Annotated in this window: 22 protein-coding genes and 1 pseudogene; 13 read left to right on the forward strand and 10 right to left on the reverse strand. The window is 70.4% G+C overall.

Going from position 1 to position 24,764, the window contains the following annotated elements; genetic code table 11:
* Nucleotides 1–7: 7 nt before the first annotated feature.
* Both ACWEEU_RS15315 and ACWEEU_RS15320 read left to right on the forward strand, forming a co-directional pair.
* A pseudogene (locus tag ACWEEU_RS15315) lies at nucleotides 8–193 on the forward strand (transposase family protein); the annotation flags it as partial.
* Between the two features lie 122 nt (nucleotides 194–315).
* A complete protein-coding gene (locus tag ACWEEU_RS15320) occupies nucleotides 316–1,170 on the forward strand; it encodes an ISAs1 family transposase (RefSeq protein ID WP_451732723.1) in 855 nt (284 codons plus the stop codon).
* A 211-nt stretch (nucleotides 1,171–1,381) separates the two neighbouring features.
* Here the strand turns inward: ACWEEU_RS15320 and ACWEEU_RS15325 are convergent, their stop codons facing one another.
* Complete coding sequence (locus tag ACWEEU_RS15325; protein WP_451732440.1) at nucleotides 1,382–3,553, reverse strand: tetratricopeptide repeat protein; 2,172 nt, start codon at nucleotides 3,551–3,553, stop codon at nucleotides 1,382–1,384.
* A 330-nt stretch (nucleotides 3,554–3,883) separates the two neighbouring features.
* On the opposite strand from ACWEEU_RS15325, the gene ACWEEU_RS15330 reads away from it, so the two are divergent.
* On the forward strand, nucleotides 3,884–4,201 hold the full coding sequence (locus ACWEEU_RS15330) for a hypothetical protein (RefSeq protein ID WP_451732443.1): 318 nt from the start codon (nucleotides 3,884–3,886) through the stop codon (nucleotides 4,199–4,201).
* A 320-nt stretch (nucleotides 4,202–4,521) separates the two neighbouring features.
* Here ACWEEU_RS15330 and ACWEEU_RS15335 read toward each other — a convergent pair whose 3' ends face one another.
* On the reverse strand, nucleotides 4,522–4,902 hold the full coding sequence (locus ACWEEU_RS15335) for a hypothetical protein (protein WP_161107190.1): 381 nt from the start codon (nucleotides 4,900–4,902) through the stop codon (nucleotides 4,522–4,524).
* 382 nt (nucleotides 4,903–5,284) lie between these two features.
* Between ACWEEU_RS15335 and ACWEEU_RS15340 the strand changes: the two genes are divergently transcribed.
* Entirely contained in the window at nucleotides 5,285–6,013 is a 729-nt protein-coding gene (locus ACWEEU_RS15340; protein WP_237490295.1) for a TetR/AcrR family transcriptional regulator, read from the forward strand.
* Between the two features lie 186 nt (nucleotides 6,014–6,199).
* On the opposite strand, the gene ACWEEU_RS15345 is transcribed toward ACWEEU_RS15340, so the two are convergent.
* Nucleotides 6,200–6,367: a hypothetical protein gene (locus tag ACWEEU_RS15345; RefSeq protein ID WP_451732447.1), complete on the reverse strand. Its 168-nt coding sequence runs from the start codon at nucleotides 6,365–6,367 to the stop codon at nucleotides 6,200–6,202.
* A gap of 139 nt (nucleotides 6,368–6,506) precedes the next feature.
* On the opposite strand from ACWEEU_RS15345, the gene ACWEEU_RS15350 reads away from it, so the two are divergent.
* The 5 genes from ACWEEU_RS15350 to ACWEEU_RS15370 all read left to right on the forward strand — a co-directional run bounded on the left by ACWEEU_RS15350 (nucleotide 6,507) and on the right by ACWEEU_RS15370 (nucleotide 12,665).
* Entirely contained in the window at nucleotides 6,507–7,820 is a 1,314-nt protein-coding gene (locus ACWEEU_RS15350; protein ID WP_451732450.1) for an MFS transporter, read from the forward strand.
* 241 nt (nucleotides 7,821–8,061) lie between these two features.
* Nucleotides 8,062–8,151 (forward strand): K(+)-transporting ATPase subunit F, encoded by a 90-nt coding sequence (gene kdpF, locus ACWEEU_RS15355; protein ID WP_199582170.1) that lies wholly within the window; start codon nucleotides 8,062–8,064, stop codon nucleotides 8,149–8,151.
* A gap of 8 nt (nucleotides 8,152–8,159) precedes the next feature.
* Nucleotides 8,160–9,821 carry a potassium-transporting ATPase subunit KdpA gene (gene kdpA / locus ACWEEU_RS15360; RefSeq protein ID WP_451732454.1) on the forward strand — a complete coding sequence of 554 codons (1,662 nt, stop codon included), beginning with the start codon at nucleotides 8,160–8,162 and terminating at the stop codon, nucleotides 9,819–9,821.
* Nucleotides 9,822–9,853: 32 nt separating this feature from the next.
* Complete coding sequence (kdpB, locus tag ACWEEU_RS15365; RefSeq protein WP_451732726.1) at nucleotides 9,854–11,953, forward strand: potassium-transporting ATPase subunit KdpB; 2,100 nt, start codon at nucleotides 9,854–9,856, stop codon at nucleotides 11,951–11,953.
* 4 nt (nucleotides 11,954–11,957) lie between these two features.
* Entirely contained in the window at nucleotides 11,958–12,665 is a 708-nt protein-coding gene (locus ACWEEU_RS15370; RefSeq protein WP_451732457.1) for a potassium-transporting ATPase subunit C, read from the forward strand.
* Between the two features lie 34 nt (nucleotides 12,666–12,699).
* Here ACWEEU_RS15370 and ACWEEU_RS15375 read toward each other — a convergent pair whose 3' ends face one another.
* Nucleotides 12,700–12,903, reverse strand: a complete 204-nt coding sequence (locus ACWEEU_RS15375; protein ID WP_451732460.1) for a hypothetical protein — start codon at nucleotides 12,901–12,903, stop codon at nucleotides 12,700–12,702.
* Between the two features lie 262 nt (nucleotides 12,904–13,165).
* On the opposite strand from ACWEEU_RS15375, the gene ACWEEU_RS15380 reads away from it, so the two are divergent.
* From ACWEEU_RS15380 to ACWEEU_RS15395, 4 genes are all read left to right on the forward strand, one after another.
* A complete protein-coding gene (locus tag ACWEEU_RS15380; RefSeq protein ID WP_385739559.1) occupies nucleotides 13,166–14,389 on the forward strand; it encodes a PP2C family protein-serine/threonine phosphatase in 1,224 nt (407 codons plus the stop codon).
* 95 nt (nucleotides 14,390–14,484) lie between these two features.
* On the forward strand, nucleotides 14,485–16,029 hold the full coding sequence (locus ACWEEU_RS15385) for a sensor histidine kinase (protein WP_451732729.1): 1,545 nt from the start codon (nucleotides 14,485–14,487) through the stop codon (nucleotides 16,027–16,029).
* Entirely contained in the window at nucleotides 16,026–16,472 is a 447-nt protein-coding gene (locus tag ACWEEU_RS15390) for a response regulator (protein ID WP_385739556.1), read from the forward strand. The genes ACWEEU_RS15385 and ACWEEU_RS15390 overlap by 4 nt, the downstream gene beginning before the upstream one ends.
* A 109-nt stretch (nucleotides 16,473–16,581) precedes the next feature.
* A complete protein-coding gene (locus ACWEEU_RS15395; protein ID WP_451732732.1) occupies nucleotides 16,582–17,346 on the forward strand; it encodes an alpha/beta fold hydrolase in 765 nt (254 codons plus the stop codon).
* Nucleotides 17,347–17,423: 77 nt separating this feature from the next.
* Here the strand turns inward: ACWEEU_RS15395 and ACWEEU_RS15400 are convergent, their stop codons facing one another.
* The 6 genes from ACWEEU_RS15400 to ACWEEU_RS15425 form a co-directional block, all read right to left on the reverse strand.
* Nucleotides 17,424–17,798 carry an ArsR/SmtB family transcription factor gene (locus ACWEEU_RS15400; protein WP_385739553.1) on the reverse strand — a complete coding sequence of 125 codons (375 nt, stop codon included), beginning with the start codon at nucleotides 17,796–17,798 and terminating at the stop codon, nucleotides 17,424–17,426.
* A 204-nt stretch (nucleotides 17,799–18,002) separates the two neighbouring features.
* Nucleotides 18,003–18,377 carry a roadblock/LC7 domain-containing protein gene (locus tag ACWEEU_RS15405; protein WP_385739550.1) on the reverse strand — a complete coding sequence of 125 codons (375 nt, stop codon included), beginning with the start codon at nucleotides 18,375–18,377 and terminating at the stop codon, nucleotides 18,003–18,005.
* Nucleotides 18,378–18,579: 202 nt separating this feature from the next.
* Nucleotides 18,580–18,924: a hypothetical protein gene (locus ACWEEU_RS15410; protein ID WP_451732465.1), complete on the reverse strand. Its 345-nt coding sequence runs from the start codon at nucleotides 18,922–18,924 to the stop codon at nucleotides 18,580–18,582.
* A 106-nt stretch (nucleotides 18,925–19,030) separates the two neighbouring features.
* Nucleotides 19,031–19,432 (reverse strand): PPOX class F420-dependent oxidoreductase, encoded by a 402-nt coding sequence (locus tag ACWEEU_RS15415; protein WP_451732468.1) that lies wholly within the window; start codon nucleotides 19,430–19,432, stop codon nucleotides 19,031–19,033.
* Nucleotides 19,433–19,959: 527 nt separating this feature from the next.
* Nucleotides 19,960–21,126, reverse strand: a complete 1,167-nt coding sequence (locus tag ACWEEU_RS15420) for a tetratricopeptide repeat protein (protein ID WP_451732471.1) — start codon at nucleotides 21,124–21,126, stop codon at nucleotides 19,960–19,962.
* A gap of 50 nt (nucleotides 21,127–21,176) precedes the next feature.
* The gene (locus tag ACWEEU_RS15425; RefSeq protein WP_451732474.1) at nucleotides 21,177–24,641 is read right to left on the reverse strand and encodes a CHAT domain-containing protein; all 3,465 of its coding nucleotides are present in this window, start codon (nucleotides 24,639–24,641) and stop codon (nucleotides 21,177–21,179) included.
* Nucleotides 24,642–24,764: the final 123 nt, after the last annotated feature.

Raw genomic sequence — 24,764 nt, forward strand, 5'->3', positions numbered from 1 at the left:
TTCCCGCATGCCGTCATGCCTTCAGCAGTTGGGGGAAGCCTCCGGTCCAGCCCCGCTGGCCACAGCCGCTGACCTGCGGAGGTTTCTGGCCACGGTGCCTGACCCGCGGGCCCGTCGCGGCGTCCGTCACCCATGGACGGCGCTGCTCACTTCTGCGGCCGCCGCCGTTCTGGCCGGTGCCGCCTCGATCACGGCGATCGGCGAGTGGGTTGCTGACGCGCCGCAGCGCGTCCTGGCCCTGCTCGGGTTCCGGCCCGACCCGCTGACCGGCCTGATCCGATCCGCCCACCCCATGCCACGACCGTCCGACTCGTCCTGGCCGCCGCGGACGGAGACGCCCTCGACCGCGCCATCGGCGACTTCCTCCAGGAACGCCAGGCCCCGTCCCCGGGACGAAAGGTCATCGCCGTCGACGGCAAGACACTCCGCGGCTCCCGCAGCGCCACGCGGGCGGCCACCGCCCTGATCGCCGCCATGACCCACAGCGGCCAGGTCCTCGCCCAACGGCAGATCGACAGGAAAAGCAACGAGATCCCGGCCTTCGCCCCGCTCCTGGACGGCATCGACCTGACCGGTGCCGTGATCACCGCCGACGCCCTGCACACCCAGCGCGATCACGCCTCCTACCTGCACGAACGCGGGGCTCACTATCTGGCCGTCATCAAGCGGAACCACCCCGGACTGCATAAGCGGGTCCGCCGCCTTCCCTGGCGCGACATCCGCCTGGACCACGTCGACCGCACCCGGGCCCACCACCGCGACGAGATCCGCCGCCTGAAGACCGCCGCGTTCGCCCACATCGACTATCCCCACGCACGCCAGGCCCTCCAAGTCGTGCGCTGGAGACGGGACATGGGCACGGGCAAACTGACGATCGAACGGATCTACCTGGTCACGAGCCTGCCGCCCGGCGCGGCCGACGGCAGCGAACTTGCGGCCTGGATCCGCGGCCACTGGCGCATCGAGAACCAGCTTCACCACGTCCGCGACCGCACCTTCCACGAGGACGCCTCGCACATCCGCACCCGCCACCTACCCCGCGTCATGGCCGGCCTGCGTAACCTCGCCATCGGAGTCCACCGTCAGGACGGCCACGCCAACATCGCAGCCGCCCTCCGCCACACCGCCCGAAACCACCTGCGGCCCCTCACCGCCCTCGGCCTGGCATGACGAACCCGGACACAAGATCACTTCTCAAAGACCCTGGGTTCTGGGAGGGTGCCCGGCGGATGCGGGCTACCCCCTGGAGACCGACGTTCACTTCGATGAATTCCGTAACTCAACATCTCGAGGCATGTAGGATGACCGATTCGCGTTTCCCTGGAACTGGAAGATCTAGCAGGTCGGGCGGTCGGGTGATCTGCGAAGCTAGTGATCAAGCTCAGAACCCCTGAGTCCGCAGCCGGTTCAGGGCAACAATCGCGTCCGCATGCCCTTCATTGGCGGCCAGGGTGTACATAGCGATTGCGTCTTGGATCCGCCCGTTCTGTTCCCATACGGTCCCCAGAGTGTGGGCTCCGAGAGGGTCGCCAGCCTGTGCCGCGTACTGCCACCACTTCATGGCATCGTCAACGCGTTGCTGCTCCAGACACATGAGGCCGAGTACCGTGGCCGCTAGCCCGTACCCTGCTGTAGCTGCCTGGTAGAGCATTGCCCATGCCTCGTCCGTGCGCCCCTGGTCCTTGAGTTGCACGCCGAGAACGCCTGCCGCTTCGGCACTTCCAGCTGTAGCCGCCTTTCGGAGCAACGGCTCCGCCTCCTCAATGCGGTTCTGAGCGTGTAGGAGCTTGCCGAGTTCCTCAGCAGCACTGGACTGGCCGCCCTCCTCCGCCTGTCTGAGCCAAGATTCCGCTTCGTCCAGGGATCCTTCCTCCTTGAGCAGGATTCCCAGGGTCAGAGCCGCGCCGGAGCACCGCCCGCTCTCAGCGGCTTCGTGTATCCAACCGAGACCCTCGGCACCTGCGCCCCTGTTGATGAGCGCCACCCCTAGCATCATGGCGGCATAGGCATGGCCAAGCTCCGCCGCTACGCGGAACGCTGCCTCGGCTTGCTCTTCATTACCAGCGTCTCGGAAGTGAAGGCCAGCGGTATACGCCTCGTCGGCTCGTGGTTCGTCGTGCTGGGCAAGCGCCCTCAACCGTGGCTGCGCCCCCCTCGCTCTCAACTCGGCGAGAGACTTGGTCGCCTCCGGCCATCCCAACTCGGCCGCCTTTTCGAACCATTCTTCAGCTTCTTGGAACCGCTCCTGCTGGCTAAGGAGCAGGCCCAACAGGTGCGCTGCGGACGCAATGCCGCCCTCAACTGCTTGCGTGAGCCATCTTTGCGCTTCCGCATGTTGGCCTATTTGCGCAAAGTGCGTTCCCAAAAGACCACTCGCTTGAGCCTGGCCTGCGTTGGCCGCCCGTTCAAGCCACTCGATGGCGTCTGGAGAATCTTGGTCCAGCAAAAGGGAGCCGAGCCTCACCGCCGCCTCCGGCGATCCGTCTGTGGCAGCCTCGTGCCACCAACGCCGAGCTTCATCTCTCTTGCCCTGCTCGGCAAGAGCGCCCCCTAGCAGAACCCTGGCCTCAACGGCCCCGTCGTAGTGGCCTTCGGTAGCCTGGAGGAGCCATGACTCGGCGTCGCTTGCCCGGCCCTGAGCCAGCAGAGCTTGACCGAGGTGGTGCGCAGCGAACGGGCTCCCGCCAGCTTCGGCCAAGGTGCGCCAAAAGGGTTCCGCCTCAGCAAATTTTCCCTGTGCAGAGAGGAGCATCGCCAAGAACCCATCGGCTGCTATTCCACTTTTACCGCCGAGTGCAGATGCCTTGCGGAACCATGATTCTGCCGTGGCCATGTCTTCTTCATTCTTGGCGCTGAGCCCGACAAAGATCATGGCTTCATTGTTGTCCGCCTCCGCTGCCTTGATGAACCAAGGGAGTGCCTCCTCTCTTCTACCAAGGGCCTCCAGTGCCTTTCCGAGCGCGCAGCACGCATCTGTATCGCCCTGTCCCGCCCATGGGTGCAGAACACTCTCCGCCTCCGCGTGCTTCCCCTGTTCCAACAGGATTGTGCCGAGATAATACCCCGCACCGGGAACCGGGAATTCGGAATCCAAGACCTGACGCAGATGGACCTCGGCCTCATCGAACTTTTCCTCAACACAGAGGAGCATGCCGAGCAGGGACCTGCAGACGGTGTGCCGACGCGGCTCCGCAACAGTGACGGTCAGCTGTTGCTCAAGAAGTTCCACGGCATCGTGCAGCCTCAGCTGTCCTAGGAGTGCCCGGCACAGGCCGAAGAGGGCATCTTCGTTGCCGGCATCCACCAACTTGCGGAAGATACCCTCTGCGATGTCGTACTGCTCCTCACTGACTGCCGCTTCCGCGACCGTAGCCCGATCGGCCTCGGTAACAATCTGCAGGGCCGCATCCCAGATGACTTCCGGTACAGGAGATGCGTTGGTGTCTCGCTGAGTGGTGTCGACGAGGTAGTCGAACACCGTGAAAAGCCCCTCGAACTCAGTGGGCAGAAGCAGGCCGGTGGTGGCCCGGACCTGTGCAGTTGCCCACTCCATGGCCTGAGGGAAGGGCTCGGGACGAAGCCGGGCACCGCCGCGCCCACGCAGATAGTGCCCGTGCAACTGCTCCAACAGGGACAGTGGAATGGGAGCGCGCACGCCGGCACGGCGAAGGTCCACGCTAGCGGCGACGATGGCTGCGCCTCTTGGATGCGCGCCTGGCGCCCACCCGTTGAGCCATGCCGTCATGAGGTCGGGTCCGGCGGCTAGGTATTCCCCGAGCCCGTACTCATGTGACCGCTGAAGCGCCTCAGAGAGTCGAGAGTCTTTATAACGACTGGCGCGGTCTAGTTCAGATGAGGACCAGCGTCTGTCCACGCGGATTACGTGATCGGCCTGCCTGAGGATGTCGTCACTGACGAGGCGGTGGCCGTCGTCCGTCAACGCGGACCGCAGCCGCGAGTACTCCTCTACGCGCATCGTCGCCAGGAGCACTACGCCTTTCTGCCGCATCAGGCGAAGCCACGGAGCCGTCAAGCGAGCTGGCCCCAGGTAGTGCTCGAGGTCGTCAAGCCAAACGATCACCCGCATCCCGTCGGGGATGCTCTCGAGTCCGCTGAGGAGTTCCTGGGGTGGGACGTGGAGCAGCCGATGGTCCGGAACGATGGCGTGCGCGGCTTCGAAGGCACATCGGCTCTTGCCTGAGGTGGACTCGCCGAGCACCAGAACCAGCCCACCGGCCGCAGAGGCGGTCCGTAGCGCGTCGCGCAGTAGCGTGTCGCAGTCCCGCGGCACGTAGGGCGGCAGTTGCGGCTCCCCCTCCCTGCCGGAGGGGGTGGGATGCACACCCAAGTGAACGGGGCTCTCGACAGTCCGCAGCACCGGCCACTCTGCTGGCTGAGGAGCCGCCTGTTGGCGCGAGAGGAAGTTAGCGATTTGGATGTTGTTGTCGCCGACCTGAACTCCATGCGCGTTACGGAGGTCAACAAGCTTTGGATCCGCAGCCGCCGTGTGATCGTTCACTGTCAGTTGAAAGTGTTCGTCTGCGTGCTGTGGTCACCAGTCTGCACGCCCTTGGCTCCACGGGCGTCGACGGTGTACTTCGACGCAGGCCCACTGTGGGACTCAACCTGAGCCAGCAGCGTCTCGGCGGCACGGAGGATCTGTTCGTCACGGTCCGCTCCCGCCGAGACGAGATGCTCACCGAGCTGTGCCTGCCACACGTTGGGTTCGACTTCCTCAGCGTCCAGGAACTGAATTGCTGCGTCATTGCGTACTTCCAGCCGGCGCCTGACCAGTTCACGCAGAGACGCGTAAGACTGACGTACGGCGTCACTCACGGTGTCCGTGATCCCGGCTGTCGCACCTGCAGCCAATGCAGCCAGGATCAGTTCAACTCCGGTCACTGTTACCCCCGTTGTGGATCGAGAAGGGTGATGAATGCGAGCCGTGCGATAATGCGCCCGCCTCGTCGCAACCCGCTGTTGGGCTGTCACGCGTGTACGCGACGCTCTGAACCTTCCGGTGTCGGAGTCTCGGCTCGTTTGTCATGGCTCTCTGCCGCTTCCGCCTGAGCGGTGGGAGTCGTGACAGAGTGCACGTCTCATCCCGTTAGCCGATCCGTGAAGGGTCGTCACGCCGTGAGTACCATTAGCGGGGTGATGCGCCACCAGCGCAAGTCGTTCGAGCGGGTCGCTCACAGGTTCAACGCACCTGCCACGTACGGGCGTTCGAATGAACGGGTGCTGGAAGGCGCAGCAGCAGAGCCACGTTGGAGGGGGATTCGCCATGGATGGCATGGGGACGGCCGGCACCCGCCGGGAACGCCAGCGTGAACAGCTTCTGCTCGACACACATCGTGCCGCCCGCGAGATCGCGGCCGCAGAGGGTATCGACGGACTGACCCTGGCTGCCGTGGCACGGGCGGTCGGAGTGAGTCCTCCGGCTCTCTACCGGTACTTCGCGGGGCGCGACGGGCTGGTTCGGGCACTTTACGGCGATCTCACTGCCGAGCTGATCTCTACGGTCGCAGCTGCCGCACAGCGACAGGACGCAGACGACCTCAGCGCCCAGCTGCATGCAGGCACCCTCGCCGTCTTCGACTGGTCGGTTGCCAACCGCGCGGCATTCGATCTACTAATGGGCTCGGCCTACCCCAAAGCGTCCAGTTCCGGAGGTGATGTCCCCCGGGTCATCGCCCGCGAACTGGGCGGAGTCTTCGCCAAGGTGTTCGAGCAGCTGTGGCGACGCGGAGGACTCGCCTTCCCAGCAGACGACGAAATTCCCGCTGCCCTGCGCGGTCAGCTCGAGGCGTACCGCGCCCAGGTCTGCCCACACCTGCCAACAGGCGTGGCGTATCTGATGCTCACCTGCTGGCGCCAGATCTACGGGATCACATGCATGGCAGCCTTCGGTCACTTGGATTACGCCTTTGGCGACTACCGCGCACTCTTCGACGACATGATCGCCAGCCTCCTCGCGCTACTCGGTCTATCCGTCAGTCCCGGTCTGCGCTAGCAGCGCCTACGACCTGGCCAGCGTCGTCTGGCGCAGGTCACTTCGCGGCGCGGGGGAAGAGCACTCGCAATGGGGGAGACGGCCCTTCGCTGCACAAGTCTACGGATGCTTGCCAGTCATGCCCGGCAGGACGAGCCATGAAGGCCGAGGAGTTCCCGACAACTGTAGTTCCGACAACCGGCTTGCCTAATGAACCGCCAGGAAGTGCCAACTGCCGCCCTCGTAGGCTGAGTCGGGATGACGCCGGCCGAGCAGGACCCGTCCCTCCGGGTCCTCCGCGTACAGATGGACGCCGATGACGTTCAGGATTCGCCCGCCCGTCGCGGGCGGGAAGTCGGTTTCGTCGGCGGGCATTTCGGCACCTCTCGGGTGGATACGGCGGGCTTGCTCAGACTGCCCCGGCATGGTCGGGGTCATGCCGGTCGGGGGAGAGGGCGACCGGTTCGGGGCACGTGGCGTGAACGCGTCCGCCGTTGCGGCAGACTGGCCGGTCATGGGCCTGCAACGCGTGCTGCTGGACATGACCCCGCTGCGGTCGTCGCCCGTCTTCCGGCGGTTGTGGCTGGGGCAGACGCTGTCCGGGTTCGGCGGCCAGATGACGGCCGTCGCCGTGATGTTCCAGATCTGGCTGACGACCGGCAGCACGGCGTGGACCGGTGCCGTCGGGCTGGCACAGGCGGTGCCGCTCGTCGGGCTCGGGCTCTTCGCGGGGGCGCTGGCCGACCGGGTGGACCGCCGCCGCTTCTACCTGTGGACGACCGTAGGCCAGGCACTCTGTTCCCTGCTCCTCGCGCTCCAGGGGTTCCTCGGGCATCTGCCGCCCGCCGGTGTGCTGGGGCTCGTCGCGCTCCAGTCCTGCTTCGTCGCCGGAGGGGCGCCGGTCTCGCGGACGTTCGTGCCGCATCTGCTGCCCGAGCACCAGCGCGCGGCCGGGCTCGCACTGCGGCGCATCGCCTCCCAGGCCGCGATGCTGGCCGGGCCCGCGCTGGGCGGCCTGCTGGTGAGCGGGGTGGGGGTCGGCGGGTGCTTTCTGATCGACTCCCTCACCTTCCTCGCCGCCCTCTTCGGCGCCCTCGGCCTGCCCCCGATGAGCCCGGACGGCGACGCCGAGGCCGCCCGGCCCGGTCTGCGCGGCGTGCGGGACGGTCTGGCCTTCGTCGTGCGCACCCCCGTCATCCGCGGGGCCCTGCTCACCGACCTCGCCGCGACCGTGCTGTCCATGCCGATCAGCCTGTTCCCGCTGGTCAACGCGGAACGGTTCGGCGGCGATCCGCGCACCCTCGGGCTCTTCCTCAGCGCAGTCGCCGTCGGCGGCGTGGCCGCGTCCCTGCTGTCCGGGACGTTCACCCGCAGCCCGCGCCCCGGGCTGGTCATGCTCCTCGCCTCCGCCGCCTGGGGAGCCGCGCTGATCCTCTTCGCACTGGCGGGCGACCCCTGGCTCGGGCTGGCCTTCCTCGTCCTCGCGGGCGCCGCCGACACGGTCTCCGTCGTGGCCCGGAGCACCGTGGTCCAGGCACACACCCCGCGCGCGCTGCTCGGGCGCGTCGGCGCCGCCGAGCAGATCGTGGGCCAGGCCGGCCCCGACCTCGGCAACCTGCGCGGCGGCTTCGTCGCCTCGGTCACCACCGGTACGACGGCGCTCGTCAGCGGCGGTCTGCTGTGCGTGCTCGCGGTGATCGCCGTGGGCGCGGCCACGGCCGAACTGCGCCGTGTCCCTGTGCACGGCGGTGGTGGCCGTCCGTGCCGATGCGGTGCTGATGCCGACTGTCGCACGACAGGCGAGGAGTGTGCCCGGCTCCCGACGTAGGAGAGCGCGGGCCCGGCCGGCGGGAGCGGGCCTCGTCGTAAGAAGCTCGTCAAGGGCGGGCCCGGGGGCGTAAGAGGACTGTCAACGTGGGGGCCGGAGGGGCCGGCGGAGGGGTTTGCTCGGAGGGTAAGCGATCAAACCTTTCCCTTCGGGAGTCCAAGATGGCCGATACGGCCCTCGTTCTCGCCGTCCTCGCGGGTTTCGCGCTGGTGGCCCTCGTCGCCAAGGGGGTGACGAAGCTGTGACCACCGAGAACGTCGTCGGTCTCGTCGTGGCCGTCGCCCTCCTCGCCTATCTCGTCCTCGCCCTGATCTTCCCGGAGAGGTTCTGAGCGCGGCCATGAGTCCCGTACTCGCGGGCGTGCTCCAGTTGCTCGCCCTGACGGGCGCGCTCGCGCTCGTCCACGTCCCCCTCGGCACCTACATGGCCCGGGTCTACGACTCCCGCAGACATCTGCGCCTGGAGCGGTGGATCTACCAGGGCATAGGCGCCGACCCCGGCACCGGCATGACCTGGCCCGCCTATCTGCGGGCGGTCCTCGCCTTCTCGGCCGCCGGTGTCCTCTTCCTCTATCTCCTCCAGCGGCTCCAGGGCCTGCTGCCCGGCTCGCTCGGCTTCTCCTCGGTGTCGCCGACGCAGTCGTTCAACACGGCCGTCTCCTTCGTGACGAACACCAACTGGCAGTCCTACTACGGCGAACAGACCATGGGGCACGTCGTGCAGACCGCCGGTCTCGCGGTGCAGAACTTCGTCTCCGCCGCCGTGGGCATGGCCGTGGCGGTGGCGCTCGTACGCGGCTTCGCCCGGTCTCGTACCGGTGAACTGGGCAACTTCTGGGCCGACTTGGTGCGCGGAACGGTACGCATCCTGCTGCCGCTGGCCGTGCTCGCCGCCCTCGTGCTGGTCGCCTGCGGAGCCATCCAGAACTTCTCCGGCGTCCACGAGGTCGGACAGTTCCTGGGCGGCACCCAGCAGTGGAACGGCGGCGCCGTCGCCTCCCAGGAGGCCATCAAGGAGCTGGGCACCAACGGCGGCGGCTACTTCAACGCCAACAGCGCCCACCCCTTCGAGAACCCGACCCCCTTCACCAACCTGTTCGAGATCTTCCTGATCCTGGTGATCCCGTTCTCGCTGACCCGCACCTTCGGCGTGCTCGTCGGCTCGGTGCGGCAGGGGTACGCGATCCTCGCCACCATGGGCGTCATCTGGCTCGGCTTCACCGCGCTGATGACGGCCACCGAGTTCGCCCACCACGGCCCCGCGCTCCAGGCGGCCGGCGGCGCGACCGAGGGCAAGGAGGTCCGCTTCGGCATCGGCGCCTCGTCGATCTTCGCCGCCTCGACCACGCTCACCTCGACCGGCGCGGTGGACTCCTTCCACTCCTCCTTCACCGGACTCGGCGGCGGCCTCACCATGCTCGGCATGATGCTGGGCGAGATCGCGCCCGGCGGCACCGGCTCCGGCCTCTACGGCATGTTGATCATGGCGGTGATCGCGGTGTTCCTGGCCGGTCTGATGGTCGGCCGCACCCCCGAGTACCTGGGCAAGAAGATCGGCGCGCGCGAGATGAAGCTCGCCGCCTGCTACATCCTCGTCACCCCGGCCCTGGTGCTGGTCTTCACCGCCGCCTCCATGGCGCTGCCGACCCCGCCGCACTCGATGCTCAACTCCGGGGCGCACGGCTTCTCCGAGGTGCTGTACGCCTTCACCTCGGCGGCGAACAACAACGGCTCGGCCTTCGCCGGGCTGAACGCGAACACCGACTGGTTCAACGTCACCACCGGGTTCGCGATGCTGCTCGGCCGGTTCCTGCCGATGGTGTTCGTGCTCGCGCTCGCCGGATCGCTCGCCGCGCAGCGGCCGGTGCCGGTCACCGCGGGCACCCTGCGCACCGAGAAACCGCTGTTCACCGGATTGCTGGTCGGGGCGATCCTGATCGTCACCGGGCTGACCTACTTCCCGGCGCTCGCGCTGGGTCCGCTCGCCGAAGGGCTGGCGTGATGACCACTCGTATGGACAGGCAAGAGGACGCGATGTCCGCACTCACCCCCGCCCGCACCCCCCGTCTGGAACCGCCCGCCCCGCCGCGTGAGGCACGGGACCGGGTAGGCGCGGGTCTGTTCGACCCCCGGCAGTTGATCAGGTCGCTGCCGGACGCCGCCCGGAAACTCGATCCGCGCGTCATGGTCAAGTCGCCCGTGATGTTCGTCGTCTGGATCGGCTCGGTCCTGACCACGGGGTCCTCCCTCACCGACCCCACCGACTGGTTCGGCTGGGCGATCAGCGCCTGGCTCTGGCTGACCGTGCTCTTCGCCAACCTGGCGGAGGCGGTCGCGGAGGGCCGGGGCAAGGCGCAGGCCGACAGTCTGCGCCGGGCCAGGACGGACGCGGTGGCCCGACGGCTGACCGACGGGCGCGAGGAGCGGGTGCCCGGCACCGCCCTCGACATCGGTGACCTGGTGGTCTGCGAGGCCGGGGACATCGTGCCCGGCGACGGGGACGTGGTCGAAGGCGTGGCGTCGGTGGACGAGTCCGCGATCACGGGCGAGTCGGCGCCGGTCATCCGCGAGTCCGGCGGTGACCGCAGCGCGGTGACCGGTGGCACCCGGGTGCTCTCCGACCGCGTCGTCGTCCGGATCACCACCCGGCCCGGCGAGACCTTCGTCGACCGGATGATCGGCCTGGTCGAAGGAGCGGCCCGGCAGAAGACGCCCAACGAGATCGCGCTCGACATCCTGCTCGCCTCGCTGACCATCGTGTTCCTGCTGGCCTGCGCCACGCTGCCGCCGTTCGCGGACTACGCGGGCACCCACCTCACCCTCGTCGTCCTGATCGCCCTGCTGGTGTGTCTGATCCCGACGACCATCGGCGCGCTGCTCTCCGCGATCGGCATCGCGGGCATGGACCGGCTCGTCCAGCGCAACGTCCTGGCCATGTCCGGGAGAGCCGTCGAGGCGGCCGGTGACGTGTCCACCCTGCTGCTCGACAAGACCGGCACCATCACCCTCGGCAACCGCAGAGCGGCCGAGTTCGTGCCCGTGCGGGGCACCACCGAGCCCGAACTCGCGGACGCCGCCCAGCTCTCCTCGCTCGCCGACGAGACCCCCGAGGGCCGCTCCGTCGTCGTCCTCGCCAAGGAGCGGTACGGGCTGCGCGAGCGGCACCAGGGTGAGCTGACGGGCGCGGAATGGGTCGCCTTCTCCGCCAGGACCCGCATGTCCGGGGTCGACGTGGCGGGACGCGAGATCCGCAAGGGCGCGGCCGGTTCGGTCGTCGCCTGGGTGCGCGAGCGCGGCGGCTCCGTGGCCGACGACGCGGAGGCGGTCGTGGACCGCATCTCCCGCGCCGGAGGCACCCCGCTGCTGGTCGCCGTGCGCGACGACAGGGGAGCGCGCGTCCTCGGTGTCGTCCACCTCAAGGACGTGGTCAAGGACGGGATGCGGGAGCGGTTCGCGGAACTGCGCCGCATGGGCATCCGTACGGTCATGATCACCGGGGACAACCCGCTGACCGCGAAGGCCATCGCGGAGGAGGCGGGCGTGGACGACTTCCTCGCGGAGGCCACTCCCGAGGACAAGAGGGCCCTGATCAAACGGGAGCAGTCGGGCGGCAAGCTCGTCGCGATGACCGGCGACGGCACCAACGACGCGCCCGCGCTGGCCCAGGCGGACGTGGGGGTGGCGATGAACACCGGTACGTCGGCCGCCAAGGAGGCCGGCAACATGGTCGACCTCGACTCCGACCCGACCAAGCTGATCGAGGTCGTCCAGATCGGCAAACAGCTCCTGATCACCCGGGGCGCGCTGACGACGTTCTCCATCGCCAACGACGTCGCGAAGTACTTCGCGATCATCCCGGCGCTGTTCGCGGCGGTCTATCCCGGCCTGGACGCGCTCAATGTGATGCGACTCTCCTCGCCGGACTCCGCGATCCTCTCGGCTGTGATCTTCAACGCACTGGTCATCGTCGCCCTGGTGCCGCTCGCCCTGCGCGGTGTCCGCTACCGGCCCGTCGGCGCGGACCGGATGCTGCGGCGCAATCTCGCCGTCTACGGACTCGGCGGTCTCGTCGCGCCCTTCGCCGGCATCAAACTCATCGACCTCCTTCTCTCGCTGATCCCCGGGATCGGATGACGACATGAACAACTCCCTTGCCACCACGGCCCGGTTGCTCGGCGCCGGCCTGCGGGCGCTGCTGGTGCTCAGCGTGCTCACCGGCGTGCTGTACCCCCTCGCCATCACCGGCGTCGCCCAGTCGCTGTTCCGCGGCGCGGCCAACGGCTCCGAGGTCCGGGCGGACGGCCGTACCGTCGGCTCCTCCCTCATCGGCCAGTCCTACGACCTCCCGCGCAGGAAGGGCGAGAACGCGCCGCGTCCCGACCTCCGCTGGTTCCAGGGGCGCCCGGCGAACGGGCTCGGTGTCAACAGCGTCAACACCCGGTACCACCTGCTGCTCTCCGGTGCGACCAACCTCGCCGCCGACAGCGGCGCCGTACGCGGCCGTTGCCCGGCGGTCCCCGAGGAGGGCACCCTCTGCGCCCAGGTCCTGACCGCCCGCGCCGCCGTCGCCCGCGACAACTCGGTCCCCGGCCACCCGGTCGCCCCGGCCGACGTCCCGCCGGACGCGGTGACCTCCTCCGGCTCCGGCCTCGACCCCGACATCTCCCCCCGCTACGCCCTCCTCCAGGTCCGCCGCGTGGCCGCCTACAGCGACCTCCCCGTCTCCCTCGTGCGTCGACTGGTCGACGCACACACGGAGAAGCGGACGCTCGGCTTCATCGGCGAACCCCGGGTGAACGTCCTGGAGCTGAACGTGGCACTGAGGCAGGCGGCGGCGCGAGGCTGACCGGAACGTCCTCCAGCGCTGCCGAGCGGCGTGCTCATCGAGCGCGCCGCTCCGCCGCCGCGTGCCACCACCCCGGCGGGGACGGCCCGTCCACCTCGGCGGTGGGCTGGTCGGGATGCAGCCCGAGTCGCCGGAGCGCGTCGGCGTCGACACGGACGTCGAACCAGCCGTGCCAGTGGCCGTCGGCGCCGATCCCGCAGGCGTGCTGCCAGCCGATCTCGTCGGGGGCGAAGGGCATCCAGTCGATGCCGCGGTCGCGCAGTCAAGCGCGCGCGGCCGCCAGCGGCCGGACGGCGCCCGGCAGGTTCTCGTAGGCCGCGACGCTGATCCACTCCGTATCCACTGCTGTCTCCATGATCACCATCATGCCCGGATCGCTTTCCCGCTGCCTGGGCATAGGGGACTGGTGACCACCGGTTGCCGGCGATGAGTATGCTCGGCTGCTGGCGGTCGGCGTCCACTGAGCGTAGGCGACGGGTAAGGGTGGGAGAGGCGGGACCATGGTGACGTCGCGTACGGGTGCTGCGCGGCTCGTGCCGACGGCACGGGTCGCCGGGGAGTGGGACGGCAGAGAGCCGTCGGTGCTCCTCATCGAGGACGACCCCGGTGACGCCCTCCTGGTGGAGGAACTGGTCACCGACAGCGCGCTCAAGATGAGCCTGCGCTGGGTGCGCTCGATGACCGAGGCCGCCGACGTGCTCGCCGCCGAGGTGCCCGACTGCGTGCTCCTCGACCTGCACCTTCCCGACGCCCAGGGACTTGAGGCCCTGTCCATGGTGCAGTCGTACGCCGACCAGGTCGCCGTCGTCGTCCTCACCGGCCTCGCCGAGGAGCAGACCGGCCTCGCCGCCGTCACGGCCGGCGCCCAGGACTACCTCGTCAAGGGCCGCGTCGAACCCGAACTCTTCGGTCGCGCCGTGCGCTACGCGATCCAGCGCAAGCAGGCCGAGCAGTCCGCCGTCGCCCTCCAGGCCAGCCAGATGCAGGCCAGGGAGAACGCCCGCCTGGAACGCGGCCTGCTGCCCCGCCCGCTGCTGCGCGCCGGGGGCGTCGAGGTGGTGGCCCGCTACCGCCCGGGCCGCGCCCAGGCACTGCTCGGCGGTGACTTCTACGACATCGTGCAGAGCGCCGACGGCGCCGTCCACGCCCTGGTCGGCGACGTCTCCGGGCACGGCCCCGACGAGGCCGCCCTCGGCGTCGCCCTGCGTATCGCCTGGCGCACCCTCGTCCTCAGCGGCGTCACCGGCGCCGAACAGGTCGCCCGCCTGGAGGAGCTGCTGGTCGCCGAGCGCGCCCGGGACGAGGTCTTCGCCACTCTGGTGAGCCTCGCCGCCGTCCCCGGCGCCCCCAGCGCCAGCGTCGTACGCGCCGGACACCCCGGCCTGCTGCGCCGTACCGGCACCCAGGTGGACTGGGTCGAGGTGCCCGGCGGACCCGCCCTCGGCATGATCCCCGGGGTGGCCGGCTGGCCGACCGCCGAGCTGCCGGTGCCGCCCGGCGCGTCCGTGGTGATGTTCACCGACGGCCTGTTCGAAGGGCACGTCAGCCGGGGCACCGAACGCCTCGGCGAGGACGGCCTGCTCGCCCTCGCCCGGGAGTCGGCCACGCTGCCCGCCGAGGACTTCGTGGACACCCTGATCAACCGCGCCGAGGGCCTGGCCGAGGAACGCGGCGGACTCGCGGACGACGTGGCCGTCGTCCACGTGAGCTGGAACCAGAAGTGACGCATACGGAGTCGGAGCACACGGTGAGGAACGACAAGCGCGCCCGCCGGCGCAGCCTGACGGTGCAGGGCTGGTTCCAGCTCGTGCTGGCGCTGATGGCCCTGCTCGTGGTGGTCGGCACGGTGATCGGCGCCAATCTGCTCGGCCGCACGGCCGAGGCCACCGACGGGCTGCTCCTGCGCGTCCAGCCCGCCCAGACGGAGGCGTACCGGCTCCAGGCCGCCCTGGTCAACCAGGAGACCGGCATCCGCGGCTACGCGATCGCCGCCGACCGGCAGTTCCTCGCCCCCTACACCCAGGGCAAGAACGACGAGGCCCGCTCCGCCGCCCGGCTGCGCGAGCTCATCGGGGACCAGCCCGCCCTGCTCGCGGACCTGGAAGCCGTCGAGCGGCAGGCGGCGGACTGGCGCCGCGCCTACGCCGAGCCGATGGCCGCCTCCGTCACCCCCGGCGAGCCCAAGCGCGTCGACAAGACCACCGCCGAACACGGCCGGCGGAACTTCGACCACCTGCGCGCCACCTGGGCGAAGCAGAACGCCGACCTCGCCCGCACCGTCCGCGACGGCCGCGCCGAGATCGCCCACGAACGCACCGTGCGCAACTCGGTGCTCGGCGGGATGGTGGCCGCCTTCCTGCTCACCGGCATCGCCCTCGCCTTCCTCGTCCGCACGCTGGTCGCCCGCCCGCTGGCGACCCTCGGCACCGCCTCCCGCCGCGTGTCGGGCGGTGACTTCGCTCACGTCATCACCAGCGGCGGACCCGCCGACCTGACCGCGCTCGCCGACGACGTGGAAGGGATGCGCAAGCGCATCGTCGCCGAACTCGACGCCTCCCGCGACAAGGAGCGCGTCCTCGCCCGGCAGACCGCCGACCTCGACGCCCAGGCCGTCGAACTGCGCCGCTCCAACGTCGAGCTGGAGCAGTTCGCCTACGTCGCCTCCCACGACCTCCAGGAACCGCTGCGCAAGGTCGCCTCCTTCTGCCAGCTCCTCGAGAAGCGCTACGGCGACCAACTGGACGACCGGGGACGGCAGTACATCGACTTCGCCGTGGACGGCGCCAAGCGTATGCAGGTGCTCATCAACGACCTGCTCACCTTCTCCCGCGTCGGCCGTGTCAACGACGCCCGCGTGCCCGCCGGCCTCGGCCCGGCGCTGGACAAGGCACTGGCCAACCTGGGCGCGGCCGTCGAGGAGTCCGGCGCCGTCATCGACCGCCCGGAGACACTGCCCGAGGTCGTCGGCGACCCCACCCTGCTGGCCATGCTCTGGCAGAACCTGATCGGCAACGCGCTGAAGTTCCGCCACCCCGAACGCGCGCCGCACGTCACCGTCACCTGCGAGCCCGACCCCGACGAGCCCGGCATGGCCCGGATCTGCGTCAAGGACAACGGCATCGGCATCCCCGGGGAGTTCGCCGAGAAGGTCTTCGTCATCTTCCAGCGGCTGCACAGCCGGGACGCCTACGGTGGCACGGGCATCGGACTGGCGCTGTGCAAGAAGATCGTGGAACATCACGGAGGCAGGATCTGGCTCGACACCGAGTGCACGGACGGCACCCGCTTCTGCCTCACCCTCCCGCCGGCCGCCCCCGTCCCGGACGAGTCCGGCGCCGAACCCCAGGAAAAGGCCCTGACATGACGACCCCCTCCGCCACCCCGATCGACGTGCTCCTGGTCGAGGACGACCCGGGAGACGAGCTGATGACCCGGGAGGCGTTCGAGGACAACAAGATCGGCAACACCCTCCACGTGGTGCGGGACGGAGAGGAGGCGCTCCAGTTCCTCTACCGGGAGGGCGAGCACGCCGGCGCCCCGCGCCCCGACCTGATCCTGCTCGACCTCAACCTGCCCAAGTACGACGGCCGCCAGGTCCTAGAGCGGATCAAGTCCGACCCGGATCTGGCCCACATCCCCGTCGTGGTCCTCACCACCTCCGCCGCCGAGGAGGACATCCTGCGCAGCTACAAGCTGCACGCCAACGCGTACGTCACCAAGCCGGTGGACCTGGACCAGTTCATCGCGGCGGTCCGCCAGATCGACGACTTCTTCGTCCAGGTGGTACGCCTGCCCCGGCAGGGCTGAGGGGCTCGGGCGGTTCGGCGAGCAGGTGTTGCGCCGCTGGTGAGGTGCCGCGCTGCCGGTCCGTACGGGCGGCTACACTCGTCCGCTCGTCGTGATCAAGGAGCAGACCATGCGCCACGCCGCCGTCACGCCCCACGGGGACCTCATGCGCTGGGTCGAGCTGCCCGGCCGGGACGCCCCCCGCGTCTACGTCCACGGCCTCGGCGCCAGCTCGCCCGCGTACTTCACCGAGACCGCCGTGCACCCGCTGCTCGCCGGTCACCGCTCGCTGCTGATCGACCTGCTGGGCCACGGCATCAGCGACCGCCCGGCTGACTTCGACTACAGCCTGGAGTCCCACGCCGACGCCCTGGCCGCGGCGCTGACCTCCGCCGGGGTGAGCGGCGCCGAGCTGATCGCGCACAGCATGGGCGGCTCGGTGGCGATCGTCCTGGCCGCGCGTCACCCCGGACTTGTCTCGCGGCTGGTGCTGATCGACGCCAACCTCGACCCGATCACCCCCGTCCCCGGCGCCCCCGGGAGCTCGGGCATCACGGCCTTCTCGGAGCGGGAGTTCCTGGACGGCGGCTGGGAGAAGGTCCGTGACACGGCGGGCCCGCACTGGTGGGCCACCATGCGCCTGGCCGACCCGACCGCCCTGCACCGCAGCGCGGTCCGGCTCACGCGGGGTACGACCCCGACGATGCGCGAGCTGCTGCTGAGGCTGCCGATACCGCGCACCTTCCTCTTCCCCGAGGCGGACGGGCCGTTCCCGGGCACGGAGGGGCTGGAGGAGGCCGGGGTGCGGGTCGTCGCCGTCCCCGACTGCGGGCACAACATCATGCTGGACAACCCCGAGGTCTTCGCGCGCGAGACGGCCGCCGCCCTGACGTGAGTCAGGCGCCCGAGCGGGATGCGGTGGCGGGCGGTCCGCCTTTCCGGGCCGAGGTGCGCACGGTGGGACGGGCTCCGCTAATGCGCCGTACGTGAGGACATCGCGGGACCGTCAGCCGTGGGCGCGTCCGACTGCCGCAGTTCCGCGAGGAGTTGATTCTGCCCGGCCAGAAGCTCGGTGAGGATGCGGCGGGCCGCGCGCAGCAGCTCGGCCACGTCGCCGCCGGCCAGCGCGTAACTCACCGTGGAGCCCTCCCGGATGGACACGACGATCCCGGACCGCCGGAGCACGCCGAGCTGCTGGGAGAGACTGGACGGCTCGATCTCTATGTCCGCCAGCAGGTCCCGCACCGGCACGGGGCCGTGCTGGAGCAGCTCGAGGACCCTGATGCGCACGGGGTGTCCGAGCATCCGGAAGAACTCCGCCTTGGCCTGGTAGAGGGGGACTTGCATCGGGCTCGCTCCCTGCCGCGTCGGGGACGGTCGGTCCAGGACGCGGCGGCGGACCCGAGGGCGCCGCCGCGTGCCACACGCCCTGTACAGGCGATCCTTCTCGTCCCGGGCCGCGCGCAACCGCGAGTTGGGATCATGCTGATGTCGCGACTTGAAGAAGTCTTCACATCATGGGCATGTGTCGGCCCGGGACATGAGGAGACGTCAGACCTCAAGCTGTTCTTCGACGCGCTTGAGCTGGTGGCGGGCCATCGCGAGATTGGAACGCGACTTGTCCAGCACCAGGTAGAGGAAGAGACCGTTGCCGTTGCGGCCGGTGACCAGCCGCATCAGGTGGTACTGCGAGCCGAGCGTGATCAGCACGTCCTCGATCTGGCTCTTGAGCCCCAGCTCCTCCATCGTGCGGACCTTGGCGCGGATCACGTCCGTGTTCCCCGCCGCCGCGACGTTCAGGTCCAGGTCCTTGCCCCCGCCCAGGGTGCCCAGGGCCATGCCGCTGGTGTAGTCGACCACTGCCGCGCCCACGGCCCCCTCGACCCCGGCCATCATCTCCTTCAGCGAAACCTCGACACTCGCCATGGTGATCCTCCCCTTGAACCTCGTCCGAACCGGCGCGACGTGATCCGCCCGGTGCCCGCACGCTAGGCGAGCCGCATCGAGGCCGGTACGAAGGTCTTCGGGAGTGACGTCTCTTGACGGGTGAATGTCGAGTGCCGCTCACTCACCGAGCGCAACTGAGCGCCCAGTGACAGAAGTCGACCGTATGGCGTGGACTCGACCCTCACTCCGGGTGGGCCACCGCCGCCTTCTGCAGCCGGACCGCCGTCAGCAGGCCCAGCCCACGCTCCGCCTGGCGCAGCGCCTTCAGGGCCGCGACCGATCCGATGTCCCCCGTGAATCCGGCGGCGGCCAGCCGGTCCCGGAACCAGTGGGCGCAGAGCCGGTCGTCGTCGGCGGTCGCGGTGGCCGCGACGACGGCCAACGCCCGCTCCAAGCCCGGCCGTTCCTCGGGCGCGGCATCCGCGAGCGCCTGCCGGAGTGCCGCCGTCACCAGGTCCGTCTCCCGGACGACCAGGGCGAACTCGCGCTTGCCGGTGAGGTCCCTGAGGTGCTTGATGTCCGTCATGCGGATCATCGTGCGGGTCAACGGGCCTGTCCGCCAAGAGACTTGAGCAGACTCTGAGGCGGGTGTGCCGCGGCCTCGCAAGCAGCGCCGCAGGACGCCGACGACGTCAGCCGCGCGGGCTGCTGATCCGCTCCGGCTGGATCACGTAGATCACCCGGACCTGCTCGCGGCCGCCGAACCACGGGTACGGGCCACCGAGGTACTTCTGCGAGAGCGCCTCGATGTGCTCCACCGCGCCCTCCTTGGTCACCTTCACGACCCGGCCGCGGATCTGGACGTAGTTCGAGGGGTCCGAGGGGTCGGAGACCGCGACGGCCACGCGGGGGTCGCGCTCGATGTTGCGGGTCTTCTGGTGCGACTCGACGCTGTTGATCAGGACGTACTCGCCGTCGGTGTCCACCCAGGTCTGGGTGAGCTGGGGTGAGCCGTCGGGCATCGTGGTCGCGATGTAGCAGGTGCTGGGGCGGCGCAGCAGCGCCACCAGGTTCTGGCCGAGGGGGACGGGCATGGGGCTTCTCCCGGATCTGTTCGCTGAGGGGGCCACCGTATCCGGCACCGGTTCCCGCACCACCGAGGGGCGGCGCCTCGCCGCAGGGGCGTCGCTCCGGCGCCGTCGTCGGGGACCCTCAGGGCGCGGCGTCGTACGCGGCCCGAGCGGCGGTGATGTCCGCCCCGTGCCGTTCCGCCCGGCCGACGAGTCCGGCGAGGGCCGGGCAGCGCCTTCGGCCAGGCGGTCCTCAGCACCCTCGCCACCGCGCACACGGACGCCCTGCTGGGCGACGACGCGAGCAACACCTCGGCTCTCACGGGCGGTTACCGGCTCGCCTTCCGCGTCGGCGCCTGCCTCGTCGCCGTCGCCCTCCTCCTCGCCGCCACCCTGCCGCGATCCCGCGCCACGGCGCGACGCCCGGCGCCCGAGGGAAGCCCGGTCACGAGAACGCCGCCCCCTGACCGGGGCACCCGGCGGGACGCTGGAGGTCGGTCGGCCCGCCCTCGGAGAGGCGCACCGAACCGGCCGCCACGTTGCTTCGGTCTTCAGTAGGGGTTGTCCCGGAGCCATGCGAGCCGTTCGGCGGCCGTCCGGGTCAGCGGGTGGGCCGGGCCGAACACGCGGGCGTAGTCGGACTGGCAGCGGCGCAGCAGGTCGGCGGCCTCGGCGCGCTCGCCCGCGTCGATCAGGGCGTTGGCCAGGTTGTCGCGGGCGTGGCAGGTCTCGGGATGACCATCGCCCTTCCTCCGGGCGGTCTCGGAGAGCACCTCGCGGAGGAGCACGGCCGCCTCGCCGTACCGCTCCCGGGCGTGCAGGACCGCCGCGAGGTTGTTGCGGGTGCTCTGCGCCGCCGGATGCGCGGAACCGTCGACCCGCCGCTGGGCGGCGAGGACGGTACGCATCACCGACTCGGCCTCGTCGAGCCGCTCCAGGCGGCAGAGCGCGGCTCCCAGGTTGGCCTGGGCGGACAGACCGATCTCGCCGTCGAGTTCGCCGCGCCGCTCCAAGTGGGCGAGCAGCGAGCGCAGTTCCGGCTCCGCCTCGGCCCAGCGGCCGCACTTGACCAGCGCGGCGGCGTGCCGCCCGGTGTCCGACAGCACCAAGGGGTGGTCGGGCCCGAGCTGCCGCCTGCGGCGTTCCAGCACGTCCCGGCGGAGCCCCAACGCCTCTGGCTCACGGCGGAGATCCTCCAGGGTCCGGGCCAGACCGGTCGCACTGTTCAGGGTGTCCGGATGGTCGCGGCCGAGCAGCTCGGCCCGGCTGGTCCACACGCTGCGCCAGACCTCCTCCGCCTTGCCGGGGTCACCCGTGCTCTCCAGCAGGCCGGCGATGTCGGCGGCCGTCGTCAGGGTGTCCACGTGGACGTAGCCGAGCAGCTCCGTCTGGAGGCGCACCAGGTCCATGAGGCGATCGAGTGCCTCCTGCCGGCGTCCCTCCATCCGCGCCAGCGCACGGGCGTAGTCGCGGAATGCCAGCAGGGTGTCGGGGTGCCGGGGGCCGAGCCGTTCGTAGGCGGCGTTCGCCTTCATACCGTAGAACTCGTGCGGCGGGATGCCGACCCGGGCGATCTCCTCCTCCCCGCCGTCGTCGTTCAGCAGCGTCACCACCAGATCGGCCGCAGGCGGTTGTTCCGGATCGGCGGGGGCGGCGGGCGGCGCCGGTTGCCGCTGCGGTGGTGCGTCGTCGCGCTTCCTGCGCCACAAGGGGGCCATGTCGCGCCCAACTCCTTCTCGTCGGCTTCCGCTTCGGACCTTCCGGCAGGTCAGGCCCCCGAGTGCACATGGGCCGCCCACAGACTGGGGCTGTTCCGGAAGGCGGTACGGCACTGTCGTACGGCGTGGTGCAGCGCGAGCGCCGCCCGGTCCGTGTCGAGGGCGAGTGACGCGGCCGGTATGCCGGCTCGCAACCCCCGGTAGAGGTCTCTGGTCACGCGGACCGCCACCGCGTCGTGCACGGGCCACAGCGTGCCGATCGCGTGCGGGTATCCGGCGATCTGGAAGGCGGAGGTGATGTGGATCGCCTCGTCCGCCAGCAGGTCGGAACCCCGTGCCGTGTCGCACGTCGACAGCACCGCGAGCCGCGCGCCGGGCAGTTCGAGGCGTGAGATGTGACGTACTGTCAGCGGCTGCTCCTGGTGGTCGTGCACGAGCAGCCGGGCCCGCGACGGACTCTCCGGATCGCTCACCCCATGACAGGCGAAGTGCACGTACGGGTGGGCGGGCAGGACGGCCAGCACGTTGTCGCGCGTCGCGCGCGGGCCCGCGAGCATCCCAGGAACCGGGAACAGGGCGCGCAGCTCCCGCACCTCCCGGCGGACGCCGCCGAGGGGTCGGGTGCCGGGTGCGTCGGGCACGACCACCGCGAGCAGCCCGCCCGGCGGCTGGGGGCCCGACGCGCGGGTGCGGGCGTAGGAAAGGGCGCGGACGGTCGGGGTGTAGGAGGAGACGACCAGGTCGAGCACGGCCCGTGGGCGGGGGCCGGTCTGCCGCCGGGGGGCCGTGTGGTGCCCCGGGTCAGTCCTGAGCCCCGTGCTGGTCCGGGGACGCGGGTGGGTCCGCGGCTGCGAATCCGTTCGCGGCTCCGGCCCCGGCGACTCCTCGTGGTGGCCCGCCGCGTGCAGCGGCAGGGCCGCGAGCGCGCCGCCCGGCGACCACCACAACCGAGGCCAGGCGCCGTCGGCGGGCCGGTCGAGCAGCCCCAGCTCGCGGAGCACCGGTTCCGTGACGTGATCCCACGTCCAGGCGAGCACCCCACCGATGGCGCCCTGCGCCTCCCGCTCCCGCCCGGGTACGACCGCGGTCTCCAACGCAGCGTTCAGCCGCGCTACTTGTGCGTCCAGTGCCTCGGGAGCCGCCCCGGGCAGCGGCACCGGCGTCACCCCGTCCGGCCGCACGATCAGCGCATCGCTCCGGTAGACGCTGGAGTACACCACCGCGATGGGCCCGTCCTCGGCGCAGGCCAGCACCTCGGCGTACGTCGGCGCGCCGAGGAAGTCTCCGAAGCCGGGCAACGCACGGATCTCGGTCACCAGTTGCTCCCAGCGGGCCGCGAGGGTGTGCCGCAGATCCGCGATGCCCGCCGTGTCCGCGCCCCCGGCGGGGGAGTCGGTCAGCTCGATCAGCCGACGCAGATGGACGAAGCGCTCGGCGGTCAGCGGATGTCCGGCGCGCAGCCGCTCCCACTCGGCCCGCTCGGCGATCGCCTGCCCGAGCAGCACCCCTCGCCCCTGCTCCAGAAGCAGTACGGCGTGCTCGGGCCTGCCCAGCTGTACGGCGCAGGCGGCCGCGTCCGCGGCGAGCCCCTGCACGCTGACCAGCTCGTGCTCCTGGTCGTCGCGCGCGAGCCGCCGCGTGATGCTGAACGGCAGTAGCGCGAGGGCGAGTTCGAACCCTTCGAGTGCCTCCTCCCACCTGCCCCCGTCGGCCGCAGCCGCGCCCCAGTCGTACGCGGCCAGGACGCGCCGCGAGGCCGGCAGCGACTCGATCCGCGCCACCTGCCGGTAGGCGTCCTCGGCCGTGCGCAGGACGGCGGGGTCCTCGTCCACGAGATGCAGGGTGCGCAGCGCGGAAGCGTACGACTGGAGATACACGGCGGTACGCGCCGCGCCGGTGGCGGAGGCCCACACCGCCCGGCCGAGCGTGGACACCGCACGGTCCAGAAGTGCCGGATCCTGCGCGAAGCGGGCCGCGCCGAGCTGGGTGAGGCCCAGGTTGTGCAGGTAACTGGCGTGCTCCGGGCTGCCGTACGCCGTGGCCTCCACCGCAAGGTTCAGCATCTCGGCGGACTCGTCCAGGTCGGCCGGGTCGCCATGGCTCAGGAACCGCTTGTGGAGGGCGTTGCCGAGGTGGTTCAGATGTGAGGCGCGTTCGGCGGAGTCGCGCGGGGCGAGGGCGATGACCTGCCGGGCCGTTTCGACGGCTTCGAGGGCGGCGCTCGGGTCCGCCGTACGGTCGTACCAGGTCTGGAGGACGACACCGAGGTTGGCCAGGTGCAGGGTGGACTGCTCCGGGGAGTGGGGGAATCGCCTGGCGAGCCGGGCCAGTTCGGCCGCCTCGCGCAGGGCGTCGAGATCGCCGGTCTGGTGATGGCGCTCGCGCAGGGCCACGGCCAGGTTGGTCAAGCGGCCGAAGTGGTCGGGGAGATCCGGGGACGGCTCCGCCACGGCCGCTCGCAGGATCTCCACCGACTGGTCCGACAGCACCGCGTCGCCGGTGCGTTCAGCGAGGCGGTGCAGGGCGTTGCCGAGGCTGTTCAGCCGCTGGGGGAGTAACGCGCTGTCCCGGCCGGTGCCTTCGACCGCCTCGCGCAGCAGCGCCACGGACTCGTCCAACAGCGCCGTGCCCTCTGTGTGTTCGGAGGCGATGCGCAGGGCGACGCCGAGTTCGGCCGCGGCGCGGGTGCGCGAGGGATGTCCCGGAGGTGTGACGGCGACCGCTGCCCGGGCGTCCGCGATCATGTCCTCCATGTCGGCGGCCGTGCCGGTGAGTTCGGCCTTGGCGACGGACGCGGTGGCCAGATTGAGCAGTGCCGTCGTCCTGTGCGGATGGCCGGCGGGCGTTGCCGCGAGGACCGCCCGCGACAGTGCCACGGCCTCACGCGCGACGTCCGGCGAACGGTGTGTTCTGACGGCGTGGTTGAGCGTGGACGCCAGATTGTTGCGAAGGGCCGCGATGCTCTCGGCGTTCTCGGGAACGTCGGCCAGCAGGCTGAGGGCGTGCCGCTGCAATCGCTCCGCCTCGGCGAGATCGGTCGGGCTGCCGGTGAGTCTGGCGCGTTCGAGCAGCAGGGTGGACAGGGTGTCCAAGGTCGCCGTGGGCTGGTTCGTACCGTCCTCGGGCATGGCGGCGGCGCGCCGTGACACCTCGATCGCGGTCTCCATGTCGCGGCGGTCACCGTCGAGTTCGAAGCGATCCGCGAGCATACGGCCCAGCAGGCGCAGATCCTGCTCGCGCACGGTGCGGCGCACGATCAGCCGGTGGCCCAGCTCGATCGACTCGTCCAGGTCGCGCCGGTCGTGGAAGGCCGTCCAGCGCAGCACCAGAGTCAGTCGCAGGGTCGACTCCCAGGTGGTCCGCACGTGTTCGGCGGCGGGCTCCGTACTCAGCACCGCACGGCAGATCGCGACACCGCTGTCCAGCGGGCGGCGGTCACCGGTGCGCTGGAAGTGTCCGACCAGCGCGACGACCCGTTCGAGCGTCTCCCTGTCCGGCCCGTTGACGTCTGCCATCGTCCGCCCCCGTGCGGCTCACTGTGGGCTCTCGACCTTGGCGCGCGGCGGGAACTCCGAAGCCCGATTTTACCCAGGAAGCCCCGCTGTCACGCTCGTTGTGGTGAGCTTGCGACGGCTGAA

The organism is Streptomyces sp. NPDC005004, assembly GCF_053600675.1.

Coding starts and splice junctions, on each gene's coding strand:
- ACWEEU_RS15325 (WP_451732440.1), bottom strand. CDS start 3,553: ATGGAGTGGGCAACTGCACAGGTCCGGGCCACCACCGGCCTGCTTCTG.
- ACWEEU_RS15340 (WP_237490295.1), top strand. CDS start 5,285: ATGGATGGCATGGGGACGGCCGGCACCCGCCGGGAACGCCAGCGTGAA.
- ACWEEU_RS15345 (WP_451732447.1), bottom strand. CDS start 6,367: ATGCCCGCCGACGAAACCGACTTCCCGCCCGCGACGGGCGGGCGAATC.
- ACWEEU_RS15350 (WP_451732450.1), top strand. CDS start 6,507: ATGGGCCTGCAACGCGTGCTGCTGGACATGACCCCGCTGCGGTCGTCG.
- kdpA (WP_451732454.1), top strand. CDS start 8,160: ATGAGTCCCGTACTCGCGGGCGTGCTCCAGTTGCTCGCCCTGACGGGC.
- kdpB (WP_451732726.1), top strand. CDS start 9,854: ATGTCCGCACTCACCCCCGCCCGCACCCCCCGTCTGGAACCGCCCGCC.
- ACWEEU_RS15370 (WP_451732457.1), top strand. CDS start 11,958: ATGAACAACTCCCTTGCCACCACGGCCCGGTTGCTCGGCGCCGGCCTG.
- ACWEEU_RS15375 (WP_451732460.1), bottom strand. CDS start 12,903: ATGCCCTTCGCCCCCGACGAGATCGGCTGGCAGCACGCCTGCGGGATC.
- ACWEEU_RS15380 (WP_385739559.1), top strand. CDS start 13,166: ATGGTGACGTCGCGTACGGGTGCTGCGCGGCTCGTGCCGACGGCACGG.
- ACWEEU_RS15385 (WP_451732729.1), top strand. CDS start 14,485: ATGGCCCTGCTCGTGGTGGTCGGCACGGTGATCGGCGCCAATCTGCTC.
- ACWEEU_RS15390 (WP_385739556.1), top strand. CDS start 16,026: ATGACGACCCCCTCCGCCACCCCGATCGACGTGCTCCTGGTCGAGGAC.
- ACWEEU_RS15395 (WP_451732732.1), top strand. CDS start 16,582: ATGCGCCACGCCGCCGTCACGCCCCACGGGGACCTCATGCGCTGGGTC.
- ACWEEU_RS15400 (WP_385739553.1), bottom strand. CDS start 17,798: ATGCAAGTCCCCCTCTACCAGGCCAAGGCGGAGTTCTTCCGGATGCTC.
- ACWEEU_RS15405 (WP_385739550.1), bottom strand. CDS start 18,377: ATGGCGAGTGTCGAGGTTTCGCTGAAGGAGATGATGGCCGGGGTCGAG.
- ACWEEU_RS15410 (WP_451732465.1), bottom strand. CDS start 18,924: ATGACGGACATCAAGCACCTCAGGGACCTCACCGGCAAGCGCGAGTTC.
- ACWEEU_RS15415 (WP_451732468.1), bottom strand. CDS start 19,432: ATGCCCGTCCCCCTCGGCCAGAACCTGGTGGCGCTGCTGCGCCGCCCC.
- ACWEEU_RS15420 (WP_451732471.1), bottom strand. CDS start 21,126: ATGGCCCCCTTGTGGCGCAGGAAGCGCGACGACGCACCACCGCAGCGG.
- ACWEEU_RS15425 (WP_451732474.1), bottom strand. CDS start 24,641: ATGGCAGACGTCAACGGGCCGGACAGGGAGACGCTCGAACGGGTCGTC.